The following is a 16,025-nucleotide window of genomic DNA, read 5'->3' on the forward strand; positions in this document are numbered from 1 at the left end:
ACGATTCAACGCAAGGGACAGGCATGGACGGGACCGACGACTACGTTCTGGATGAACAGGTGGGCTTTCTCATGCGTCGCGCCAACCAGCGACACCTGGCCATCTTTGCCCGTTCGATCCCCGACCTGACGCCTACCCAATTCGCCGCGCTGGCCCGCCTGTGCGAGTTGGAGCGGGTGTCGCAGAATGCGCTGGGTCGGGCCACGGCGATGGATGCGGCGACGATCAAGGGGGTCGTGGACCGGCTGCGCGCGCGTGGGCTGGTGGAAGTGACACCGGACGAGGTCGACCAGAGGCGGGTCGTGCTGGCCCCCAGCGAGGCGGGCAGGGCATTGTTCAGGTCGTTGCAGGCGCGGGCGGCGTCGATCACTGCGGAAACGCTGGCGCCCTTGTCGGACGGCGAGCGGGAGACGTTTCTTTCGCTTTTGCGCCGTCTGGTCTGAGCGGAGAGCGGAGCGGAATGGCGCTGGCGCGCCATGCCTCCGGCGGGAGTATTTTCAGCAAGATGAAGGGCGGGTCAAACGCCCAGGTGGCGTTCGATCAGGCTGTGATCGGCGCGCAGCGCTGATGCGTCCAGGGTATCGACGTTGCGGCCGTTCTCGATGAAGGCGACGCGGTCGGCGATGGAGAGGACCGCATCCACGCGCTGTTCGACCAGAAGGATGCCCGTGCCGCGGTCGCGCATCAGGACGACCACCTGGCGGATCGCCTCGATCATCGAGGGTTGCAGGCCTTCGGTCGGTTCGTCCATGAGCAGCAGCTCCGGCTCAAGACACAGCGCGCGGGCCATTGCCAGCATCTGCTGTTCGCCGCCGGAGAGCGTATCGGCGCGCTGCTGCATCCGCTCCCGCAGGCGCGGGAAGAGGCCGAGCACGTCCTCAAGCGTATCCCGCCCCGCACGGCGCACCATCAGGCCGATCTCGAGATTCTGCGCCACGGTCAGCTCTCCGAACAGCCGCCGGCCCTGCGGGACGTAGCCTATGCCGAGGCCCGGAATCCTGTGCGCGGGCAGGTCGCTGATCGGCTCGCCCTTGAAGCGAACTGCCCCCGACATCAGCGGCAACAGCCCCATGATCGCCTTCATCGTGGTCGTCTTGCCTGCGCCGTTGCGGCCCAGAAGGCAGAGAATTTCGCCCGGCGCAACGGTCAGCGACACGTCCCGCAGGATCTGCGCGCGACCATAGCCGGCATTGATGGCGTCAAGTTCCAGCATCGGCATCGGTCCCCAGATAGGCCGCCTGCACCGCCGGGTCGGCGCGGATCTCCTCGGGGCGGCCCTCCGCCAGGATCGCGCCGAAATTCATCACCGTCACCATGTCGGCGGTTTCCATCACCACGCTCATGTTGTGTTCGATCAGCAGGATCGTGGTGGTGGCGGACAGATCGCGGATCAGCGCCTTGAAGGCGGCGATCTCGCCGTCCGAGAGCCCCTGGGTCGGCTCGTCAAGGATCAGCAGACGCGGCGCCTGTGCAATCCCCATCGCGATTTCCAGCAGGCGTTGATGCCCATAGCTGAGATCGCCCGCCACCTGTCCGGTCCGCCCGCCCAGCCCGACCCGGTCCAGCGCGTCCTGCACCGCCGCGGCAACTTCGGCTTCGCCGCGCAGGTGCGGCCGCGCGGCGAGCGCGACGTTCTCGGCCACGCTCAGCCCGGGAAAGACCGAGGTGATCTGGAACGTATAGGCCATGCCCAGCCGGATCCGCCGATGCGCGGGCAGGTGCGAGATGTCCTGCCCGTCGAAGATCACGGCGCCCGCGCTGGGCGTGATCCGCCCGCAGAGCATCCCGACAAAGGTCGTCTTGCCTGCGCCATTGGGGCCGATCAGGGCGCGGATCTGTCCCGCAGGCAGATCGAAATCCACGTTTTCGACCGCGTGCAGCCCCGAGAAATGCTTGCTCAGGCCACGGGTGGAGAGCAGCACGGTCATGGCAGCCACCTCCAGAGGCGGGCGCGGATCTCGCCCGCCAGCCCCTGCGGCGCAAAGAGCGTCAGCAGCACCAGCGCCACGCCCGCGACCAGCATGTAGGCGCTGGTGATGCCGCTGGAGAGGTCGATCAGGTAGAACATGAAGAGCGTGCCGAGAAACGGCCCGATCACCGTTCCCGCCCCGCCCAGTAGCACCCACAGGAGCGGAAAGATCGAATACTGCACCGCGCCGAAGGTCGCGCCGACATAGCCGAACAGCAGACCATAGGCCGCGCCCGCCACCGCCGAGAGCGTGCCCGACAGGATCACCGCCCCCAGTTTGTGCGCAAAGACGTCATAGCCCAGCATCCGCGTGCGTTCCTCGTTCTCGCGGATGGCGACGAGAACGCGGCCGAAGCGGCTACGCACCAGCCGGAGCGTCAACCCCATGCCCAGCGCAAAGAGGACAAGCGCCGCGAAATAGCGGTTGGTCGGGTCGGACAGGTCGATGCCGGCCAGCGCCCTCTCGGCCTGTTGAATGACAAAGCCCTCGTCGCCGCGGGTCCAGTTGCCGAAATAGAGAATCGCCAGATACCCCGCCTGCGCGAACATCAGCGTCACGATCATGAAGGCCACCCCCGCCGTGCGCAGGGCCAGAACCCCCAGCACCGCCGACACCGCCAGACCCGCGAGCAGGCCGACCGCCATCGCCGGCGCCGGCGACAGCCCGCCATGCTGCATCGCCAGCCCCATGCCATACATACCGGCGGCAAAGAACAGCGCATGACCAAGGCTCAGCAGTCCTGTATATCCGAACATGATGTTGTAGGCGCCGGCATAGGTCGCCAGCACCATGATCCGGGCCAGATTCCCGTGGTGATAGGCCGGCAGGACGAACTGCAGCACGCACAGAAGCGCAATCAGCCCGCCGTGAAGGGCAAGGGAACGCGAGATCATGCCCTTGCGCCTCCGAACAGGCCCTGCGGGCGAAAGACCAGCACCAGCGCAACAAGCAGCGTGGCCAGGATCTTGGCCAGCGTCGGCGAGAAGAAGACCGAGATGATGCCGTCGCTCAGACGGATCAGGATCGCTGCGACCACCGTGCCGGGCAGGCTGCCCAGCCCGCCGATGATCACCACGATGAAGGACAGCAGCAGCGGATCGCCCCCCATCAGGTAATGCGCCTGGCTGATCGGCACGATCAGCACCGCCGCCAGCGCCGCCAGACCGGCCCCGATGGCAAAGACGACGGCGTAGACGCGATCGACCGGGATGCCGAAGGCCAGGGCGGTTTCACGATCCAGCTGCGTGGCCCGCATCAGCAGCCCGATCCGGGTGCGCGTCATCAGAAGGCGCACCGTCAGCAGAACCACGCCCGACGCGCCGATCACGGCGAGCTTGTAGCTGGTCGTGGACAGCCCCCAGGGCCAGTAGAGCGCGAAGCCCTGATCCGTGAACTCGAACCACGGCAGCGGAATCCGGGTGTTGAAGGGCGGCTCGACCGGGCGGGCGTCGGGGCCATAGGTCATCAGCGTGACCTGCTGGATGATGTAGAGGATGCCGATGGTGGCCACGATGGTGCGTTCGGGATCGTATCCGACACGCTTCAGCACGGCCACGTCCGCCAGCGCCGCGATCAGCCCCACCAGCACCGGTGCGACCACCAGCGCCAGCCCAAACCCGACCGCGGCGTGCCCGCCGGCTAGATGCGCCACCCACCATGCCAGCACCGCGCCCAGCATGAAGAATTCGCCATGCGCCACGTTCACCACGCGCATCACGCCGAAAACCAGGCTCAGCCCCACGGCCGTCAGCGCCAGCACCGCCGCCGTCACCGCGCCTTCGAGCGTGGCGAGCATCAGATATGGTCCGAACTCCATGCCCGGCACGATTGCGCAACTTGAGCGGTTTAGGCAAGTGCGGCCGGGCAGGAACGTCGCGCCGGCACGCCCTGTTGCCCCGGTTGGCGCGGCGATGGTTGACAGCCGCGCCCGCCCCTGCCACACGGGCGCGACACCAGATACCCGCAACCGGGCGTTCCGTGGGCGCCAAACCGACGAGGAGAGCCGACATGGCCAAGATCTCGCTGACCTTTCCCGATGGCAACGTGAAAACCTTCGACGCCGGCGTCACCCCGGCCGAAGTGGCCGCGTCCATCTCCAGCTCGCTGGCGAAAAAGGCGATCTCGGCCTTTGTCAACGGCCAACACTGGGATCTGCAGTGGCCGATCACCGAAGACGCCGAGATCCGGATCAACACGATGAAGGACGAGGCGCCCGCGCTGGAACTGATCCGCCACGACCTCGCCCACATCATGGCCCGCGCGGTGCAGGAGATCTGGCCCGACACCAAGGTCACGATCGGCCCCGTGATCGACAACGGCTGGTATTACGATTTCGACCGCGAGGAACCCTTCACCCCCGAAGACCTCGGCGTGATCGAGAAGAAGATGAAGGAAATCATCAACCGCCGCGATCCCGTCACCACCGAGGTCTGGGAGCGCGACCGCGCGATCCGCTATTACGAGGCGAACAACGAACCCTACAAGGTCGAACTGGTCGAGGCGATCCCCGAAGGCGAGCCGATCCGCATGTACTGGCACGGCCACTGGCAGGATCTGTGCCGCGGCCCGCATCTGCAGCATACCGGCCAGGTGCCCGGCGACGCGTTCAAGCTGACCCATGTGGCCGGGGCCTACTGGCGCGGGGATTCCACCCGTCCGATGCTGCAGCGCATCTATGGCGTGGGCTTCCAGAACAAGGACAAGCTCAAGGCCTATCTGCACATGATGGAAGAGGCCGCCAAGCGCGACCACCGCAAGCTGGGCCGCGAGATGGACCTCTTTCACATGCAGGAAGAGGCCCCCGGCCAGGTGTTCTGGCACCCCAACGGCTGGACCATCTACACCACACTGCAGGACTACATGCGCCGGCGTCAGCGCGACGGCGGCTATGTCGAGGTCAACACGCCGCAGGTGGTGGACCGCAAGCTGTGGGAACGCTCGGGCCACTGGGACAAGTATCAGGAAAACATGTTCATCGTCGAAGTGGACGAGGAACACGCGCGCGAAAAGACCGTGAACGCGCTGAAGCCGATGAACTGTCCCTGCCATGTGGAGATCTTCAAGCAGGGGCTGAAATCCTATCGCGATCTGCCGCTGCGCATGGCCGAATTCGGATCCTGCAACCGCTATGAACCCTCGGGCGCGCTGCACGGGATCATGCGGGTGCGCGGCTTTACCCAGGACGACGCGCATATCTTTGCCACCGAGGACCAGATCGAGAGCGAAACCGCCGAATTCATCCGCTTTCTCGGCCGCATCTACGCCGATCTCGGCTTCCCCGAATTCAAGGTCAAGTTCTCGGACCGCCCCGAAACCCGGGCGGGGTCCGACGCGGTCTGGGACAAGGCCGAAGAGGCGCTCTTGTCGGCCACCCGCAAGGCCGGGATCGAGCCCGAGCTGAACCCCGGTGAAGGCGCGTTCTACGGTCCCAAGCTGGAATTCGTGCTGACGGATGCGATCGGGCGCGACTGGCAGTGCGGCACCTTCCAGGTGGATTTCGTCCTGCCCGAACGGCTGGATGCGACCTATGTGGGCGCGGATGGCGCCAAGCACCGTCCCGTCATGCTGCACCGCGCAACGCTGGGCAGCTTTGAACGCTTCATCGGCATCCTGATCGAGGAACATGCCGGCAAGCTGCCCTTCTGGCTGGCCCCGCGGCAGGTGGTGGTCGCCTCGATCACGTCCGAGGCCGACGATTACGTGCACGAGGTCGTCGCCACCCTGCGCGCCGCCGGCATCCGGGCCGAGGCCGACATCCGCAACGAAAAGATCAACTACAAGGTCCGCGAACATTCGGTGGGCAAGGTACCGGTAATCCTGGCCGTCGGCGCGCGCGAAGTCGAAGAGCGCACCGTCTCGGTCCGCCGCTTGGGCGAGAAAAAGACCTCCGTCCAGCCGTTGGAGGGCGTAACAAAAGAGCTCGCGCGCGAGGCGACTCCGCCCGATCTTTTGTAACATTCGCCTTTCGCTGCAGGATCGAACCGGCCCCGTTGCGGGCCGGTTTTCTCTTGTCCGGGCGGTTTTGCCTGCATTTCAAGGCATTGCGCGCAGCCCCCTTGCTCACGCCACTTGACGGGCGCGTGAACCACGGGGTCGTGAATTTTCTTTCGGGGGGGCGAGGCCTTACCGTCAGCGGTGTCGATACCGACAGTCTGAACAAGCAAAGGGAATTCAACGCATGTCGAATACAGCCAAAACCCTCGCCGTCGCCGGCGCCTTCGCCGCCGCCGTTGCCGCCACCTCGGCCGCCACCGCCAATGCCGGCGGCAAGGAGAAATGCTATGGCGTGGCGCTTGCCGGCCAGAACGACTGCGCCGCCGGCCCCGGCACCACCTGCGCCGGAACATCCAAGGTCGATTACCAGGGCAACGCCTGGAAGCTGGTCGATGCCGGCACCTGCGAGACGATGGAACTGCCGGCCATGGCCGATGGCACCCCGCGCAAGGGCTCGCTCAAGCCGTTGAAGCGCGACCTGCCCTCCTGATCATCTGCAACGCGGGCGGGCTTCGGTCCGCCCGTCCTTTCCCGCCGACCCGGAGGCTGAAGATGAACCACGCGACCACGCCCGAGGCCGCACTGCCCAAAGCGGCAGGCGTCGGTTACAAGCCGCAGCATTACGCGCAAATCATCAGCGACTCCGGCACCGTTCGCTGGCTGGAGATCCACGCCGAGAACTACATGGGCGACGGCGGCCGCCCGATCGCGCAGCTGCGCCACCTGTCCGAGCGGTTTGCGATCTCCGTTCACGGCATCGGGCTGTCGATCGGCGGCGAAGGCCCGCTGGACCAGGACCATCTGGCCCGGCTGAAACATCTGCTGGACTGGCTGCAACCGGCCAGCTTCTCCGAACATCTCGCCTGGTCCACCCACGGCGCGCAATTCCTGAACGACCTGCTGCCGCTGCCCTATACCAATGCAACGCTGACCCGCGTGGCCGACCACATCGATCAGCTTCAGGACACGCTCAGCCGGCAGATGTTGCTGGAAAACCCCTCCATCTATCTCGCCTTTGCGGAAAGCACCTGGTCCGAGCCCGATTTCCTGCGCGAGATCGCCCGCCGCACGGGCTGCGGCCTCCTGCTGGATGTCAACAACGTGTTCGTATCCGCCACCAATCTGGGGTTTTCGCCCACGGGTTACATCGACGCCTTTCCGCTGGAGGCCGTGGGTGAAATCCACCTTGGCGGCCATGACGAACAGACCGACGACCACGGCGCGCCGCTGCTGATCGACAATCACGGGCGCGAGGTGGCCGATCCGGTCTGGGCGCTGCTTGACGACACGCTGTCGCGCACCGGCCCGCTGCCGATCCTGATCGAGTGGGACAATGACGTGCCGGAATGGCCGCTGCTCGAGGCCGAGGCCGCGCGCGCGACGGCCGCGCTGGCCGCCTGCCGCGAAAGGACCGCAGCATGACCGTCTCCCAGGCCGATTTCGCCGGCGCGCTGCTGGATGCCACGCACCCGCCCCCCCAAGGACTGCGCGACGGCCAGGGCCGTCCCACCGGCCGCCGCTTCGACGTCTATCGCAACAACGTGGCGGTTTCCCTGACCGAGGCACTGCTGATCGGATTTCCGGTCACCACCCGGCTTCTGGGCGAGGCGAACATGCGCGGGCTCGCCGGCATCTTTCTGCGCCGCTGCCCGCCATCCTCGCCACTGATGATGTTCTACGGCGACGGCTTCCCCGCATTTCTCGGGGAAATGGAGCAACTTTCGCATCTGGGCTACCTGCCCGACGTGGCGCGGCTCGAACTCGCGATCCGCCGCGCCTATCACGCCGCCGATGCCGCACCCATCGACCCCGCTGCGCTGGCCCCGGCCGCCCCGGCGGCCCTGTTGGAGGCACGGATGCGGTTCGCCCCGGCCATGCGGCTGGTCCGCTCGGCCTGGCCGATCTTCGACATCTGGCGGTTCAACATGGAGCCGGACGCCCCCAAGCCTCGCGCCATCGCGCAGGACGTGCTGGTGACACGACCCGAATTCGACCCCGCGCCCGCCCCGCTGCCATCGGGCGGCGCCGACTGGATCGCCGCGCTGCAGGCCGGGGCCACCATCGCCGAGGCGCTGGAAACGACCCGGTCCGCCGCCCCCGGTTTCGACCCGACCGAAACGCTGACCCTTCTCATCCGGGGCGGCGCTATCACCGCCCTGACGTGAAAGGAGTCCCCATGCGCGCCCTGATCGGCCTTCATGACGCCCTGTTCGACCGGCTGGCAACCGTTGGCGACTGGCTGATGCCGCTGTTCGCCCGGTTCGTCTTCGCCGCGACGCTGCTGGTCTACTACTGGGCCTCTGCCGTGACCAAGCTGGGCGACGGCATCCTGGGCATCCTGTCCCCTTCGGTCGGCGCCTATGCACAGATCTTCCCCCGCCAGTTCGAGGCAGTGGGCTATGACAGCTCACAGCTGACGCTGTTTCACTGGGCGGTCGTCACCGCCGGAACACTGGCCGAATTCATCCTTCCGGCCCTGATCGTGATCGGACTTGCAACGCGGCTCGCCGCACTGGGCATGATCGGCTTCGTGCTGGTGCAGTCATTGACCGACTATTACGGTCACGGCCTGACCGATCCGGCCACCGTGGGGCGCTGGTTCGACCGGCTGCCCGATGGCGTTCTGCTCGACCAGCGCCTGTTCTGGGTGTTCCTGCTGACCTTCATCATGGTGCGCGGAGCCGGCGTCTTCTCGATCGACGCGGCCCTGCGCCGCCGAACCTCACCGCTCGCGGCATAGCGTGCCGCGCCCACCGCCGGGCACCCCGGACATCGCCCGTCCTTCATCTTGCTGCAAATACTCTGGGGGAGCGCGAGGGGGCAACGCCCCCTCGCCCCGGTCGGATTGGCCCCGCCAATCCGAAGCCCCGCCGCCAGGCTCCAGGATCCAGACCCTAGAAATGCGCCTTGGGCTCGTCGGGCTTGCCCGCCGCCAGCGCCAGTATCCCCGCCACGCCGGCAAAGGCGATCGGGAACATGGTGAACACATTGAAACCGAAGGCGTGGTACATCCCCCCCGCCGACAGCAACAGCAATATCCCGCCCCACAATGCCCGCGTCCGGGCCATCGCGCCCCCGGCGATCGCCAGCAACGGCGCCAGGAGCGACGTGACCCGGATCAGTTCGACATTGCCGACCTGTTCGACCAGCCCTTCGACTTCGCCGAACCGCTCCACCGCCTCGGTGTAACCGTAGCTGAAAAAGCCCACCAGCATCCCGAAGATGCCCCCGATGATCCCCAGAACAAGGGCCGCATTGCGCATGTTTCCGCCTCCCGATCGTGCCGGCTCCAGATAATCACCCGCTCACGCGGCACCAAGATCCCTGCGGGTTTCCGCCGTCCAGCCCAGGTAGAGCCGCCCGCCGGCCTCGATCAACGGCCGCTTCATCAGCGTCGGATACTCGGTCAACAGCTCCAGCGGCGGGCGGGCCCGTTCGACCTCGTCCAGCCCCCGCCATGTGATCGAGCGCGTATTGACCAGCGCCGGGCCGAATTCCGAAAAAGCCTGGGCCAGCACCTCGGTCGGCACACCGTGTGACCGCACATCGACGAACCGCGCCTGCGGCAGGGCTTTCAATGCCTTGCGGCAGGTGTCACAGGACTTGAGCCCGTAAAGGATCATGCCAACCTCCATTCCTTGGCGGGGCCGTGGCGGCCTCAACCGACCCCATGCCCCTTTTTCGTTGATTTTTCGCCGAACCCTGCGATCCTGTGTCACGGCGCTGCCGCCGATCAGACTTCCCGCCTTCCGACAAGAATGCCGGTTGCCTGAAAGACCGGTGCCGCCGAAGGCCCCGTCCCTTTCGGGCGGGGAAAGTGCAAGGCAGAAGGAGACACGGGACATGCCAATCGGCACCGTGAAGTGGTTCAACACCACGAAAGGTTATGGTTTCATCGCCCCCGAAGACGGGGGCCGGGACGTTTTCGTTCACATCTCTGCGGTCGAACGGTCGGGACTGACCGGGCTGGCCGACAACCAGAAGGTCGAGTTCGAACTGGCCGAAGGCCGCGATGGCCGCACAATGGCCAGCGACCTCAAGACCATTCCCGCCTGAAGACCGCCGCCCGCGGTCGGACAGGACCGCGGGTGGCCCACCGGCGCTCACAGGCCCACGATGTCTTGGAACTCGCGCCACTCGCGGGCGGACATGCCGGAATTTTCCTGCGTGACCTGCTCGCCCCGCAGCATCCGGCGCACGCAATCCACCATCTGCGCCGACAACGATGCCGCGTTCATCCGGTAATCCTCGAACGCACGCCACGCATAGGGCACCCAGTCGGCGACGATCCCGCAGATCACGTCGGCATAGGCGCGAATCTCGTACTGGGCATGCGCATCCGCGCGCAGGCGCAGGAAATGGAACAGATTGTGCAGGTCGACCTTCCAGTACCACTGGGTGTAGATGTTCGCCGGCAGGTTCATCCGCGCCAGTTCCCGCGCAAGGCCTTGTTGGCCGTCCTGACTGATCATCTGCTCGTAGTGGTCATAGCAGCGCGCCGAATCCGCCTTGAGGATTTCCAGCACCCGCGCGGCCTCGTCCCCCTGCAACACCTCGCCGCGGCCCTGGTTGTTGACCCTGGACTGCGCCGCGACATGCTCTGGCGCGGGGATGTAAAATTCCCGGTCCAGGATCGAGTAGCGCGCAGAATACTCGTTCACGTTGGCGGTGCGGTGGCGAATCCACTGCCGCGCGACAAAGACCGGCAGCTTCACATGCAGCTTGACCTCGCACATCTCGAACGGGGTCGAATGCCAGTGCCGCATCAGATAGCGGATCAGCCCCTCGTCGTTCTGCACCGACTTGGTGCCCTTGCCATAGCTGACCCGCGCGGCCTGGCAGATCGCGGCGTCATCGCCCATGTAGTCGATTACCCGAACGAACCCGTGATCCAGCACCGGATGCGCGAGATAGAGGTGTTTCTCCATCCCCGGCGCCACTGTCCGGAGCGTCTGTTGCGGGTTGGCGCGCAGGGCGTCGATCTCGGCCTGTTGCTCCGGTGACAGGGACATGCGGGGGCTCCTCTTGGCGCAGAATCTCTTGAGGTCATACTATATATTGCGAAAGCGCCGGCGTGAACCGCCATATCGGCAGTATTGCCCCCGCAGCCCGGCCCACGCGCCCGGTCGCATCGGCAGATTTCCCTTCGCGGGCACTGGCCCTCTGGCCGCGATCGGGTAATGTTTGTCCCGAACAACCGGAGGAAGCGATGGCACTGCGATATCTGCACACGATGGTCCGCGTAAAGGATCTGGAAAAATCCATGGAATTCTACAAGCTGCTGGGGCTCAAGCAGACCCGTTGGTATGACAACGAAGAGGGACGCTTCACGCTGGTCTTCATGGCCCCGCCCGAGCAGGAGGAATGCCCGATCGAGCTGACCTACAACTGGGACGGCGACGAGGGCCTGCCCAGCGACAGCCGCCATTTCGGGCATATCGCCTATGGCGTCGACAACATCTACGAGATGTGCCAGCACCTGATGGACAATGGCGTGACCATCAACCGCCCGCCGCGTGACGGGCGCATGGCCTTCGTGCGCTCGCCCGACAACATCTCGATCGAACTGTTGCAGAACGGCGAGCCGCTGGAACCGGCGGAACCATGGGTCTCGATGCCCAATATCGGTCACTGGTAATCGCCGGGGCGCTGGCGGCGGGGCTGGCGGGCACGCCCCCGGCGGCGGCCTGCCGGCTGGCGCTGGTGCTGGCGATGGACGTGTCCTCGTCGGTGGATGCCCGCGAGGATGCGCTGCAAAGGCGCGGACTGGCGGCGGCGCTGATCGCGCCCGAGGTGCAGGCGGCCTTTTTCAGCGCGCCCGAGCCGGTGGCGCTGGCCATGTTCGAATGGAGCGGACGGGACAACCAGCGGCTGTTGATCGACTGGCGGCTGGTCGCGACGCCCGACGATCTTGTGGCCATCGCGCAGGCCATCGGCCGGTCCGTGCGCCAGAGCGACGACTATCCCACGGCCATGGGCTATGCCCTGGGCTATGCCTCGGGGTTGCTGGCCCGCGCGCCGGCCTGCCTGACCGCGACCGTGGACATGGCCGGGGACGGCAAGAACAACGAAGGCTTTCCGCCGCCTTCGGCCTACCGCGCTTTCGACTACGGCGAGGTCACCGTGAACGGTCTGGTGATCGACGACGGTTCGGTGCCGGATATCATCGACTATTACAGAACGCAGGTTCTGCATGGCCCCGGCGCGTTTCTGGAACGGGCGCACGGGTTCGCCGATTACGAAACCGCCATGCGGCGCAAGCTGGTGCGCGAACTGTCGGCGCTGGCGATAGGATCAGCCCGAGAAACGGGGCCTCGGGGATGATCCGCGCGGCCCTGTTGGCGCTGTGTCTTGTCCCGCCCCTTCCCGCCGCCGCGGCCTGCCGGCACGCCTTGGCGCTGGGGCTCGACGTGTCCGGGTCGGTCGATGGGCGGGAATATCGACTGCAACTCGACGGGCTGGCCGCCGCCCTGCGGGATCCGCGGGTCAAGCAGGCGCTTCTGGCCATGCCCGCGGCCCCGGTGCGCATCGCCGTGTTCGAATGGAGCGGCCCGGCTATCAACGCACCCTTGCAGAATGGACCGAATTGCGCAGCGCAGCCGCAATCGACAGCCTTGCCGCGCGGCTGCAAGCCACCGCCCGCGCCCCGGCCCCGCCGGGCACCGCATTGGGGGCCGCAATGGCCTTTGGCGCCGACCTGCTGACAGGGCAACCGGATTGCTGGCGCCGCACCCTCGACATATCCGGCGATGGCAAGCACAACATGGGACCGCATCCCCGCCATGTCCGCGACCGGCTGGCCCGGCGCGACGTGACGATCAACGCGCTGGCGATCGGCGCCGATGCCCCGCGCAGCACCGACCGGAGGCAGGAAGAGATCGCCGCCTTGTCGAGCTATTTCCGCGCCTTCGTCATCACCGATCCCGGCGCCTTTGTCGAGGCGACCATCGGTTTCGAGGACTACGGCGCTGCAATGGTTCGCAAGCTCCTGAAAGAACTGGAAGCCCCGGCGATGTCGCATCTTTCCCGGTTCAACCGGTCCCTGATCATCCGGCCCGGATCACCCGACGCTCCACCCGGCCCCGGCCGGGCAGCCATCCGGCCCCGGGATCAGTAGATATAGCGGATCTGGTCCGTCCAATACCGCTCGACCCGTTTCAGCGCGGCCGTCATGTCCTCGATCCCTTCCATGTCGATGATGCCCCTTGACAAAAGCCCCTCGGCATGGCGGGCGAACAATGCCGCCACGATGTCGCGGATCTCGCGGCCGCGCTGGGTCAGGCGCACCCGGACCGACCGGCGGTCGATCTCGCATCGCTGGTGGTGCATGTAGCCCAGATCCACCATTTTCTTGAGGTTGTAGCTGACATTGCTGCCCTGATAGTAGCCGCGGGATTTCAATTCGCCCGCCGTCACCTCGTTGTCGCCCACATTGAACAACAGCAAGGCCTGAACGGCGTTGATCTCGAGTATCCCGAGGCGTTCGAATTCGTCCTTGATCACGTCCAGCAGCAGCCGATGCAGACGTTCGACCAGCGCCAGGGTGTCCAGGTAACCGACCATGAACCCCTGACGGGCAGCAGGCGCGATCTGCGTATCCAAGCTCATCCCAATCTCCGACTCGAACTGCTCGGGTTCGGAGACTGGGGCGAAAAACCGAAAAATCGGTTAAATCTCGTTCTTGACCTTCTGCTGCAGGACGTGGGCGATATCGGTCATCATGCCTGCGAACCTGTCCGGCGCCGCCGCGCGCCCGGTCAGCCACAGAAAGATGTCCTGGTCGGGCTCTTGCAGAAGAGCCTCGTACAGGTCCAGTTCCGTATCGCTCAACCCCGCCAGCCGCGCCTCGGCAAAGGCGGTCAGGGCAAGGTCCATTTCCTTGATCCCCCGCCGCATCGACCGCATCCTGAGCCGTTTCAGGCGGTGTTCCCTGCTTTCGAACGTCATTGTCCCTGCTCGCTCAGCAACCGGCGCAGCTTCTTTTCCAGACGCGCCACGCGGTCAACATTGGCCCGCAGCTCGGTGCGGACCTCGCGCAATTCTTCCAGCACGGCCCGGCAATCCTGGCGAACCTCGCCGTCTTCGAGCGGGGCATGCATGCCCTCGCCCTCGCCGGTCAGCAGCCAGGGGATCGAGACGTTCAGCAGCCCGGACAGCATTTGCAGCTTGTTGGCGCGTGGCTCGGCCATGTCGTCCTCCCACGCCTGCAGGGTGGCCTTCTTGACCCCCAGCCGGCGCGCCAGTTGCGCCTGCGTCATGCCGGCGGCTTCGCGTGCGGCGGCCACGCGGTCGCCGAAGGTGGCGGTGTCCGGTCCGAACCAGTCGAACTGCGTGTCGGTGTTCACATCGGTCATTCTGGCCCCTCTCGGCAATGCGGCTTGATCGCGTTCCGGGCGCACCCTATGACAGTCGCGCCCAAGCTGCAAACCGAGGCCCGCCATGAGCTTTCTTTCCGCGACATTATCCCGCGTCAAACCCTCGCCCACCATCGCCGTGACCACCAAGGCGCAGGAGCTACGGGCGGCCGGCCACGACGTGATCGGCCTGGGCGCCGGAGAGCCGGATTTCGACACGCCCGAGAACATCCGCGCCGCCGGCATCCGCGCGATCAACGAGGGCAAGACCCGTTATACCGCCGTCGATGGCATCCCCGAGCTGAAGGCCGCTGTATGCGCCAAGTTCGCCCGCGAAAACGGGCTGGATTATACCCCGGCGCAGGTCAGCGTGGCTTCGGGCGGCAAGCAGATCCTCTACAACGCGTTGATGGCGACGCTGGATCCGGGCGACGAGGTCGTCATCCCCGCGCCCTACTGGGTCAGCTATCCCGACATGGTGCTGCTGGGCGGCGGCACGCCGGTGGTGGTGGAAACCACGCTGGAGAACAGCTTCAAGCTGACGCCCGAGCAGCTTGAGGCCGCGATCACTCCGCGCACCAAGTGGCTGATCTTCAATTCGCCCAGCAACCCCACGGGCGCCGGCTATGCGCGGGACGAGCTGAAGGCGCTGACCGATGTGCTGATGCGCCATCCGCATGTCTGGGTGATGACCGACGACATGTATGAACACCTCGTGTTCGACGGGTTCGAATTCTGCACGCCCGCGCAGGTGGAGCCGGGGCTATACGACCGGACCCTGACCTGTAACGGCGTGTCCAAGGCCTATGCCATGACCGGCTGGCGGATCGGCTATGCCGCCGGTCCGGTCGAGTTGATCGCGGCGATGCGCAAGATCCAGTCGCAATCGACCTCGAACCCGTGCAGCATCAGCCAGTGGGCGGCGGTCGAGGCACTGAACGGGCCGCAGGATTTCATCGAGACCAACAAGGCAGTGTTCCAGCGCCGGCGCGACCTGGTGGTGGGCATGATGAACGCCACGCCGGGCATCACCTGCCCGACACCCGAGGGTGCGTTCTACGTCTACCCCTCGATCGCGGGGCTGATCGGCAAGACCACGCCACAGGGCCGCGCGATCGACAGCGACGAAGCCTTTGCCACGGCGCTGCTGGAAGAGGCCAAGGTGGCGGTGGTGTTCGGCGCGGCCTTCGGGCTTTCGCCGCATTTCCGCATCAGCTACGCTACGTCTGACGAGGCGCTGAAAGAGGCCTGCACGCGCATCCAGACCTTTTGCGCGTCGCTGCGATAAGGGAAGAGGGGCATGAGTGCCGAGTTGCCGGACTATTACTTTCGCGTGCGCGAGAACGGGGCCTTCGTGTTCCGCGTGGACACGGAGAACCGGCAGCGACGCATCGAGATGGACCAGATCGCGGTCGTCAACGTCAAGAACGGCGAGATCAAGCCGCATGGCGGGCGGGAACTCAGCGAGCGCGATCTGGAGGTCATCCGTGACTGGATGGAAGAGCGGCGCGAGATCCTGGCGCAACGCGACATCGACGACATCTTTCGCGCGGTGGATTATTTGAACCTCACCACCCATTGGGCGCAGTCGCGGGCGACGGATGAGCAGCTGGAAGAGGTCACCGACGCGCTGCTGCTGGCGATGCACGATTTGCGCTCGGTTCTGGTGCGGAAAAAGGCCGACCGATTGATGAAGAAGGGCTGATCC

The 16,025-nt window shown here is 65.8% G+C and carries 21 protein-coding genes and 1 pseudogene; 12 read left to right on the forward strand and 10 right to left on the reverse strand.

The genetic code is table 11. The features are described 5' to 3' along the window. The first annotated feature begins 23 nt into the window (after nt 1-23). Nucleotides 24-443: a MarR family winged helix-turn-helix transcriptional regulator gene (locus tag C4S70_RS03535; RefSeq protein ID WP_104006741.1), complete on the forward strand. Its 420-nt coding sequence runs from the start codon at nt 24-26 to the stop codon at nt 441-443. Nucleotides 444-517: 74 nt separating this feature from the next. Here the strand turns inward: C4S70_RS03535 and C4S70_RS03540 are convergent, their stop codons facing one another. The 4 genes from C4S70_RS03540 to C4S70_RS03555 are packed head-to-tail and all read right to left on the reverse strand — an operon-like array spanning nt 518 to nt 3,786. Continuing rightward, nucleotides 518-1,213 carry an ABC transporter ATP-binding protein gene (locus tag C4S70_RS03540; protein ID WP_104006962.1) on the reverse strand — a complete coding sequence of 232 codons (696 nt, stop codon included), beginning with the start codon at nt 1,211-1,213 and terminating at the stop codon, nt 518-520. Continuing rightward, nucleotides 1,200-1,928, reverse strand: a complete 729-nt coding sequence (locus C4S70_RS03545) for an ABC transporter ATP-binding protein (protein ID WP_104006742.1) — start codon at nt 1,926-1,928, stop codon at nt 1,200-1,202. The genes C4S70_RS03540 and C4S70_RS03545 overlap by 14 nt, the downstream gene beginning before the upstream one ends. Further along, entirely contained in the window at nt 1,925-2,863 is a 939-nt protein-coding gene (locus tag C4S70_RS03550) for a branched-chain amino acid ABC transporter permease (protein WP_104006743.1), read from the reverse strand. Before C4S70_RS03550 ends, C4S70_RS03545 begins: the two co-directional genes overlap by 4 nt. Further along, the gene (locus tag C4S70_RS03555) at nt 2,860-3,786 is read right to left on the reverse strand and encodes a branched-chain amino acid ABC transporter permease (protein WP_104006744.1); all 927 of its coding nucleotides are present in this window, start codon (nt 3,784-3,786) and stop codon (nt 2,860-2,862) included. The genes C4S70_RS03550 and C4S70_RS03555 overlap by 4 nt, the downstream gene beginning before the upstream one ends. Nucleotides 3,787-3,977: 191 nt before the next feature. On the opposite strand from C4S70_RS03555, the gene thrS reads away from it, so the two are divergent. The 5 genes from thrS to C4S70_RS03580 all read left to right on the forward strand — a co-directional run bounded on the left by thrS (nt 3,978) and on the right by C4S70_RS03580 (nt 8,703). Further along, the gene (thrS, locus tag C4S70_RS03560) at nt 3,978-5,924 is read left to right on the forward strand and encodes a threonine--tRNA ligase (RefSeq protein WP_104006745.1); all 1,947 of its coding nucleotides are present in this window, start codon (nt 3,978-3,980) and stop codon (nt 5,922-5,924) included. 223 nt (nt 5,925-6,147) lie between these two features. Beyond that, nucleotides 6,148-6,453, forward strand: coding sequence for a BufA1 family periplasmic bufferin-type metallophore (locus C4S70_RS03565; protein WP_104006746.1), 306 nt, complete (start codon nt 6,148-6,150; stop codon nt 6,451-6,453). A gap of 62 nt (nt 6,454-6,515) precedes the next feature. Continuing rightward, nucleotides 6,516-7,385: an MNIO family bufferin maturase gene (bufB, locus tag C4S70_RS03570; protein ID WP_104006747.1), complete on the forward strand. Its 870-nt coding sequence runs from the start codon at nt 6,516-6,518 to the stop codon at nt 7,383-7,385. Then, a complete protein-coding gene (locus C4S70_RS03575) occupies nt 7,382-8,128 on the forward strand; it encodes an HvfC/BufC N-terminal domain-containing protein (RefSeq protein WP_104006963.1) in 747 nt (248 codons plus the stop codon). The genes bufB and C4S70_RS03575 overlap by 4 nt, the downstream gene beginning before the upstream one ends. A gap of 11 nt (nt 8,129-8,139) precedes the next feature. Further along, complete coding sequence (locus C4S70_RS03580) at nt 8,140-8,703, forward strand: DoxX family protein (protein ID WP_104006748.1); 564 nt, start codon at nt 8,140-8,142, stop codon at nt 8,701-8,703. A gap of 154 nt (nt 8,704-8,857) precedes the next feature. Here C4S70_RS03580 and C4S70_RS03585 read toward each other — a convergent pair whose 3' ends face one another. Both C4S70_RS03585 and C4S70_RS03590 read right to left on the reverse strand, forming a co-directional pair. Continuing rightward, nucleotides 8,858-9,226, reverse strand: a complete 369-nt coding sequence (locus tag C4S70_RS03585) for a hypothetical protein (protein ID WP_104006749.1) — start codon at nt 9,224-9,226, stop codon at nt 8,858-8,860. Nucleotides 9,227-9,268: 42 nt separating this feature from the next. Continuing rightward, complete coding sequence (locus C4S70_RS03590; RefSeq protein ID WP_104006964.1) at nt 9,269-9,586, reverse strand: ArsC/Spx/MgsR family protein; 318 nt, start codon at nt 9,584-9,586, stop codon at nt 9,269-9,271. Nucleotides 9,587-9,806: 220 nt separating this feature from the next. Between C4S70_RS03590 and C4S70_RS03595 the strand changes: the two genes are divergently transcribed. Beyond that, nucleotides 9,807-10,019 carry a cold-shock protein gene (locus C4S70_RS03595; RefSeq protein ID WP_104006750.1) on the forward strand — a complete coding sequence of 71 codons (213 nt, stop codon included), beginning with the start codon at nt 9,807-9,809 and terminating at the stop codon, nt 10,017-10,019. Nucleotides 10,020-10,066: 47 nt separating this feature from the next. Here the strand turns inward: C4S70_RS03595 and thyX are convergent, their stop codons facing one another. Continuing rightward, nucleotides 10,067-10,975 (reverse strand): FAD-dependent thymidylate synthase, encoded by a 909-nt coding sequence (gene thyX, locus C4S70_RS03600; protein ID WP_104006751.1) that lies wholly within the window; start codon nt 10,973-10,975, stop codon nt 10,067-10,069. Nucleotides 10,976-11,172: 197 nt separating this feature from the next. On the opposite strand from thyX, the gene C4S70_RS03605 reads away from it, so the two are divergent. The 3 genes and pseudogenes from C4S70_RS03605 to C4S70_RS03615 all read left to right on the forward strand — a co-directional run bounded on the left by C4S70_RS03605 (nt 11,173) and on the right by C4S70_RS03615 (nt 13,080). Continuing rightward, nucleotides 11,173-11,601, forward strand: a complete 429-nt coding sequence (locus tag C4S70_RS03605) for a VOC family protein (RefSeq protein ID WP_104006752.1) — start codon at nt 11,173-11,175, stop codon at nt 11,599-11,601. Next, the gene (locus tag C4S70_RS03610; protein WP_104006753.1) at nt 11,568-12,287 is read left to right on the forward strand and encodes a DUF1194 domain-containing protein; all 720 of its coding nucleotides are present in this window, start codon (nt 11,568-11,570) and stop codon (nt 12,285-12,287) included. The genes C4S70_RS03605 and C4S70_RS03610 overlap by 34 nt, the downstream gene beginning before the upstream one ends. Further along, nucleotides 12,284-13,080 (forward strand): annotated as a pseudogene (locus C4S70_RS03615) (DUF1194 domain-containing protein). The gene C4S70_RS03610 and the pseudogene C4S70_RS03615 overlap by 4 nt, the downstream one beginning before the upstream one ends. Here C4S70_RS03615 and C4S70_RS03620 read toward each other — a convergent pair. Genes C4S70_RS03620 through C4S70_RS03630 form a run of 3 tightly spaced genes read right to left on the reverse strand, consistent with a single transcriptional unit; the run spans nt 13,074 to nt 14,317 of the window. Then, nucleotides 13,074-13,571, reverse strand: a complete 498-nt coding sequence (locus C4S70_RS03620) for a MarR family winged helix-turn-helix transcriptional regulator (RefSeq protein WP_104006754.1) — start codon at nt 13,569-13,571, stop codon at nt 13,074-13,076. The pseudogene C4S70_RS03615 and the gene C4S70_RS03620 sit on opposite strands and share 7 nt — an antisense overlap. A 60-nt stretch (nt 13,572-13,631) precedes the next feature. Further along, entirely contained in the window at nt 13,632-13,910 is a 279-nt protein-coding gene (locus C4S70_RS03625; protein ID WP_104006755.1) for a succinate dehydrogenase assembly factor 2, read from the reverse strand. After that, complete coding sequence (locus C4S70_RS03630; protein ID WP_104006756.1) at nt 13,907-14,317, reverse strand: helix-turn-helix domain-containing protein; 411 nt, start codon at nt 14,315-14,317, stop codon at nt 13,907-13,909. The genes C4S70_RS03625 and C4S70_RS03630 overlap by 4 nt, the downstream gene beginning before the upstream one ends. Before the next feature lie 85 nt (nt 14,318-14,402). On the opposite strand from C4S70_RS03630, the gene C4S70_RS03635 reads away from it, so the two are divergent. Both C4S70_RS03635 and C4S70_RS03640 read left to right on the forward strand, forming a co-directional pair. After that, complete coding sequence (locus C4S70_RS03635; RefSeq protein ID WP_104006757.1) at nt 14,403-15,605, forward strand: pyridoxal phosphate-dependent aminotransferase; 1,203 nt, start codon at nt 14,403-14,405, stop codon at nt 15,603-15,605. Nucleotides 15,606-15,617: 12 nt separating this feature from the next. Then, nucleotides 15,618-16,022: a hypothetical protein gene (locus C4S70_RS03640; RefSeq protein WP_104006758.1), complete on the forward strand. Its 405-nt coding sequence runs from the start codon at nt 15,618-15,620 to the stop codon at nt 16,020-16,022. The last annotated feature ends 3 nt before the right edge of the window (nt 16,023-16,025 follow it).

The organism is Jhaorihella thermophila (assembly GCF_900108275.1).
GTDB classification, from domain to species: Bacteria; Pseudomonadota; Alphaproteobacteria; order Rhodobacterales; family Rhodobacteraceae; genus Jhaorihella; species Jhaorihella thermophila.

What these genes read in the sequence shown, in the direction of transcription:
- C4S70_RS03535 (WP_104006741.1), top strand. Translation starts at nt 24, where the DNA reads ATGGACGGGACCGACGACTACGTTCTGGATGAACAGGTGGGCTTTCTC.
- C4S70_RS03540 (WP_104006962.1), bottom strand. Translation starts at nt 1,213, where the DNA reads ATGCTGGAACTTGACGCCATCAATGCCGGCTATGGTCGCGCGCAGATC.
- C4S70_RS03545 (WP_104006742.1), bottom strand. Translation starts at nt 1,928, where the DNA reads ATGACCGTGCTGCTCTCCACCCGTGGCCTGAGCAAGCATTTCTCGGGG.
- C4S70_RS03550 (WP_104006743.1), bottom strand. Translation starts at nt 2,863, where the DNA reads ATGATCTCGCGTTCCCTTGCCCTTCACGGCGGGCTGATTGCGCTTCTG.
- C4S70_RS03555 (WP_104006744.1), bottom strand. Translation starts at nt 3,786, where the DNA reads ATGGAGTTCGGACCATATCTGATGCTCGCCACGCTCGAAGGCGCGGTG.
- thrS (WP_104006745.1), top strand. Translation starts at nt 3,978, where the DNA reads ATGGCCAAGATCTCGCTGACCTTTCCCGATGGCAACGTGAAAACCTTC.
- C4S70_RS03565 (WP_104006746.1), top strand. Translation starts at nt 6,148, where the DNA reads ATGTCGAATACAGCCAAAACCCTCGCCGTCGCCGGCGCCTTCGCCGCC.
- bufB (WP_104006747.1), top strand. Translation starts at nt 6,516, where the DNA reads ATGAACCACGCGACCACGCCCGAGGCCGCACTGCCCAAAGCGGCAGGC.
- C4S70_RS03575 (WP_104006963.1), top strand. Translation starts at nt 7,382, where the DNA reads ATGACCGTCTCCCAGGCCGATTTCGCCGGCGCGCTGCTGGATGCCACG.
- C4S70_RS03580 (WP_104006748.1), top strand. Translation starts at nt 8,140, where the DNA reads ATGCGCGCCCTGATCGGCCTTCATGACGCCCTGTTCGACCGGCTGGCA.
- C4S70_RS03585 (WP_104006749.1), bottom strand. Translation starts at nt 9,226, where the DNA reads ATGCGCAATGCGGCCCTTGTTCTGGGGATCATCGGGGGCATCTTCGGG.
- C4S70_RS03590 (WP_104006964.1), bottom strand. Translation starts at nt 9,586, where the DNA reads ATGATCCTTTACGGGCTCAAGTCCTGTGACACCTGCCGCAAGGCATTG.
- C4S70_RS03595 (WP_104006750.1), top strand. Translation starts at nt 9,807, where the DNA reads ATGCCAATCGGCACCGTGAAGTGGTTCAACACCACGAAAGGTTATGGT.
- thyX (WP_104006751.1), bottom strand. Translation starts at nt 10,975, where the DNA reads ATGTCCCTGTCACCGGAGCAACAGGCCGAGATCGACGCCCTGCGCGCC.
- C4S70_RS03605 (WP_104006752.1), top strand. Translation starts at nt 11,173, where the DNA reads ATGGCACTGCGATATCTGCACACGATGGTCCGCGTAAAGGATCTGGAA.
- C4S70_RS03610 (WP_104006753.1), top strand. Translation starts at nt 11,568, where the DNA reads ATGGGTCTCGATGCCCAATATCGGTCACTGGTAATCGCCGGGGCGCTG.
- C4S70_RS03620 (WP_104006754.1), bottom strand. Translation starts at nt 13,571, where the DNA reads ATGAGCTTGGATACGCAGATCGCGCCTGCTGCCCGTCAGGGGTTCATG.
- C4S70_RS03625 (WP_104006755.1), bottom strand. Translation starts at nt 13,910, where the DNA reads ATGACGTTCGAAAGCAGGGAACACCGCCTGAAACGGCTCAGGATGCGG.
- C4S70_RS03630 (WP_104006756.1), bottom strand. Translation starts at nt 14,317, where the DNA reads ATGACCGATGTGAACACCGACACGCAGTTCGACTGGTTCGGACCGGAC.
- C4S70_RS03635 (WP_104006757.1), top strand. Translation starts at nt 14,403, where the DNA reads ATGAGCTTTCTTTCCGCGACATTATCCCGCGTCAAACCCTCGCCCACC.
- C4S70_RS03640 (WP_104006758.1), top strand. Translation starts at nt 15,618, where the DNA reads ATGAGTGCCGAGTTGCCGGACTATTACTTTCGCGTGCGCGAGAACGGG.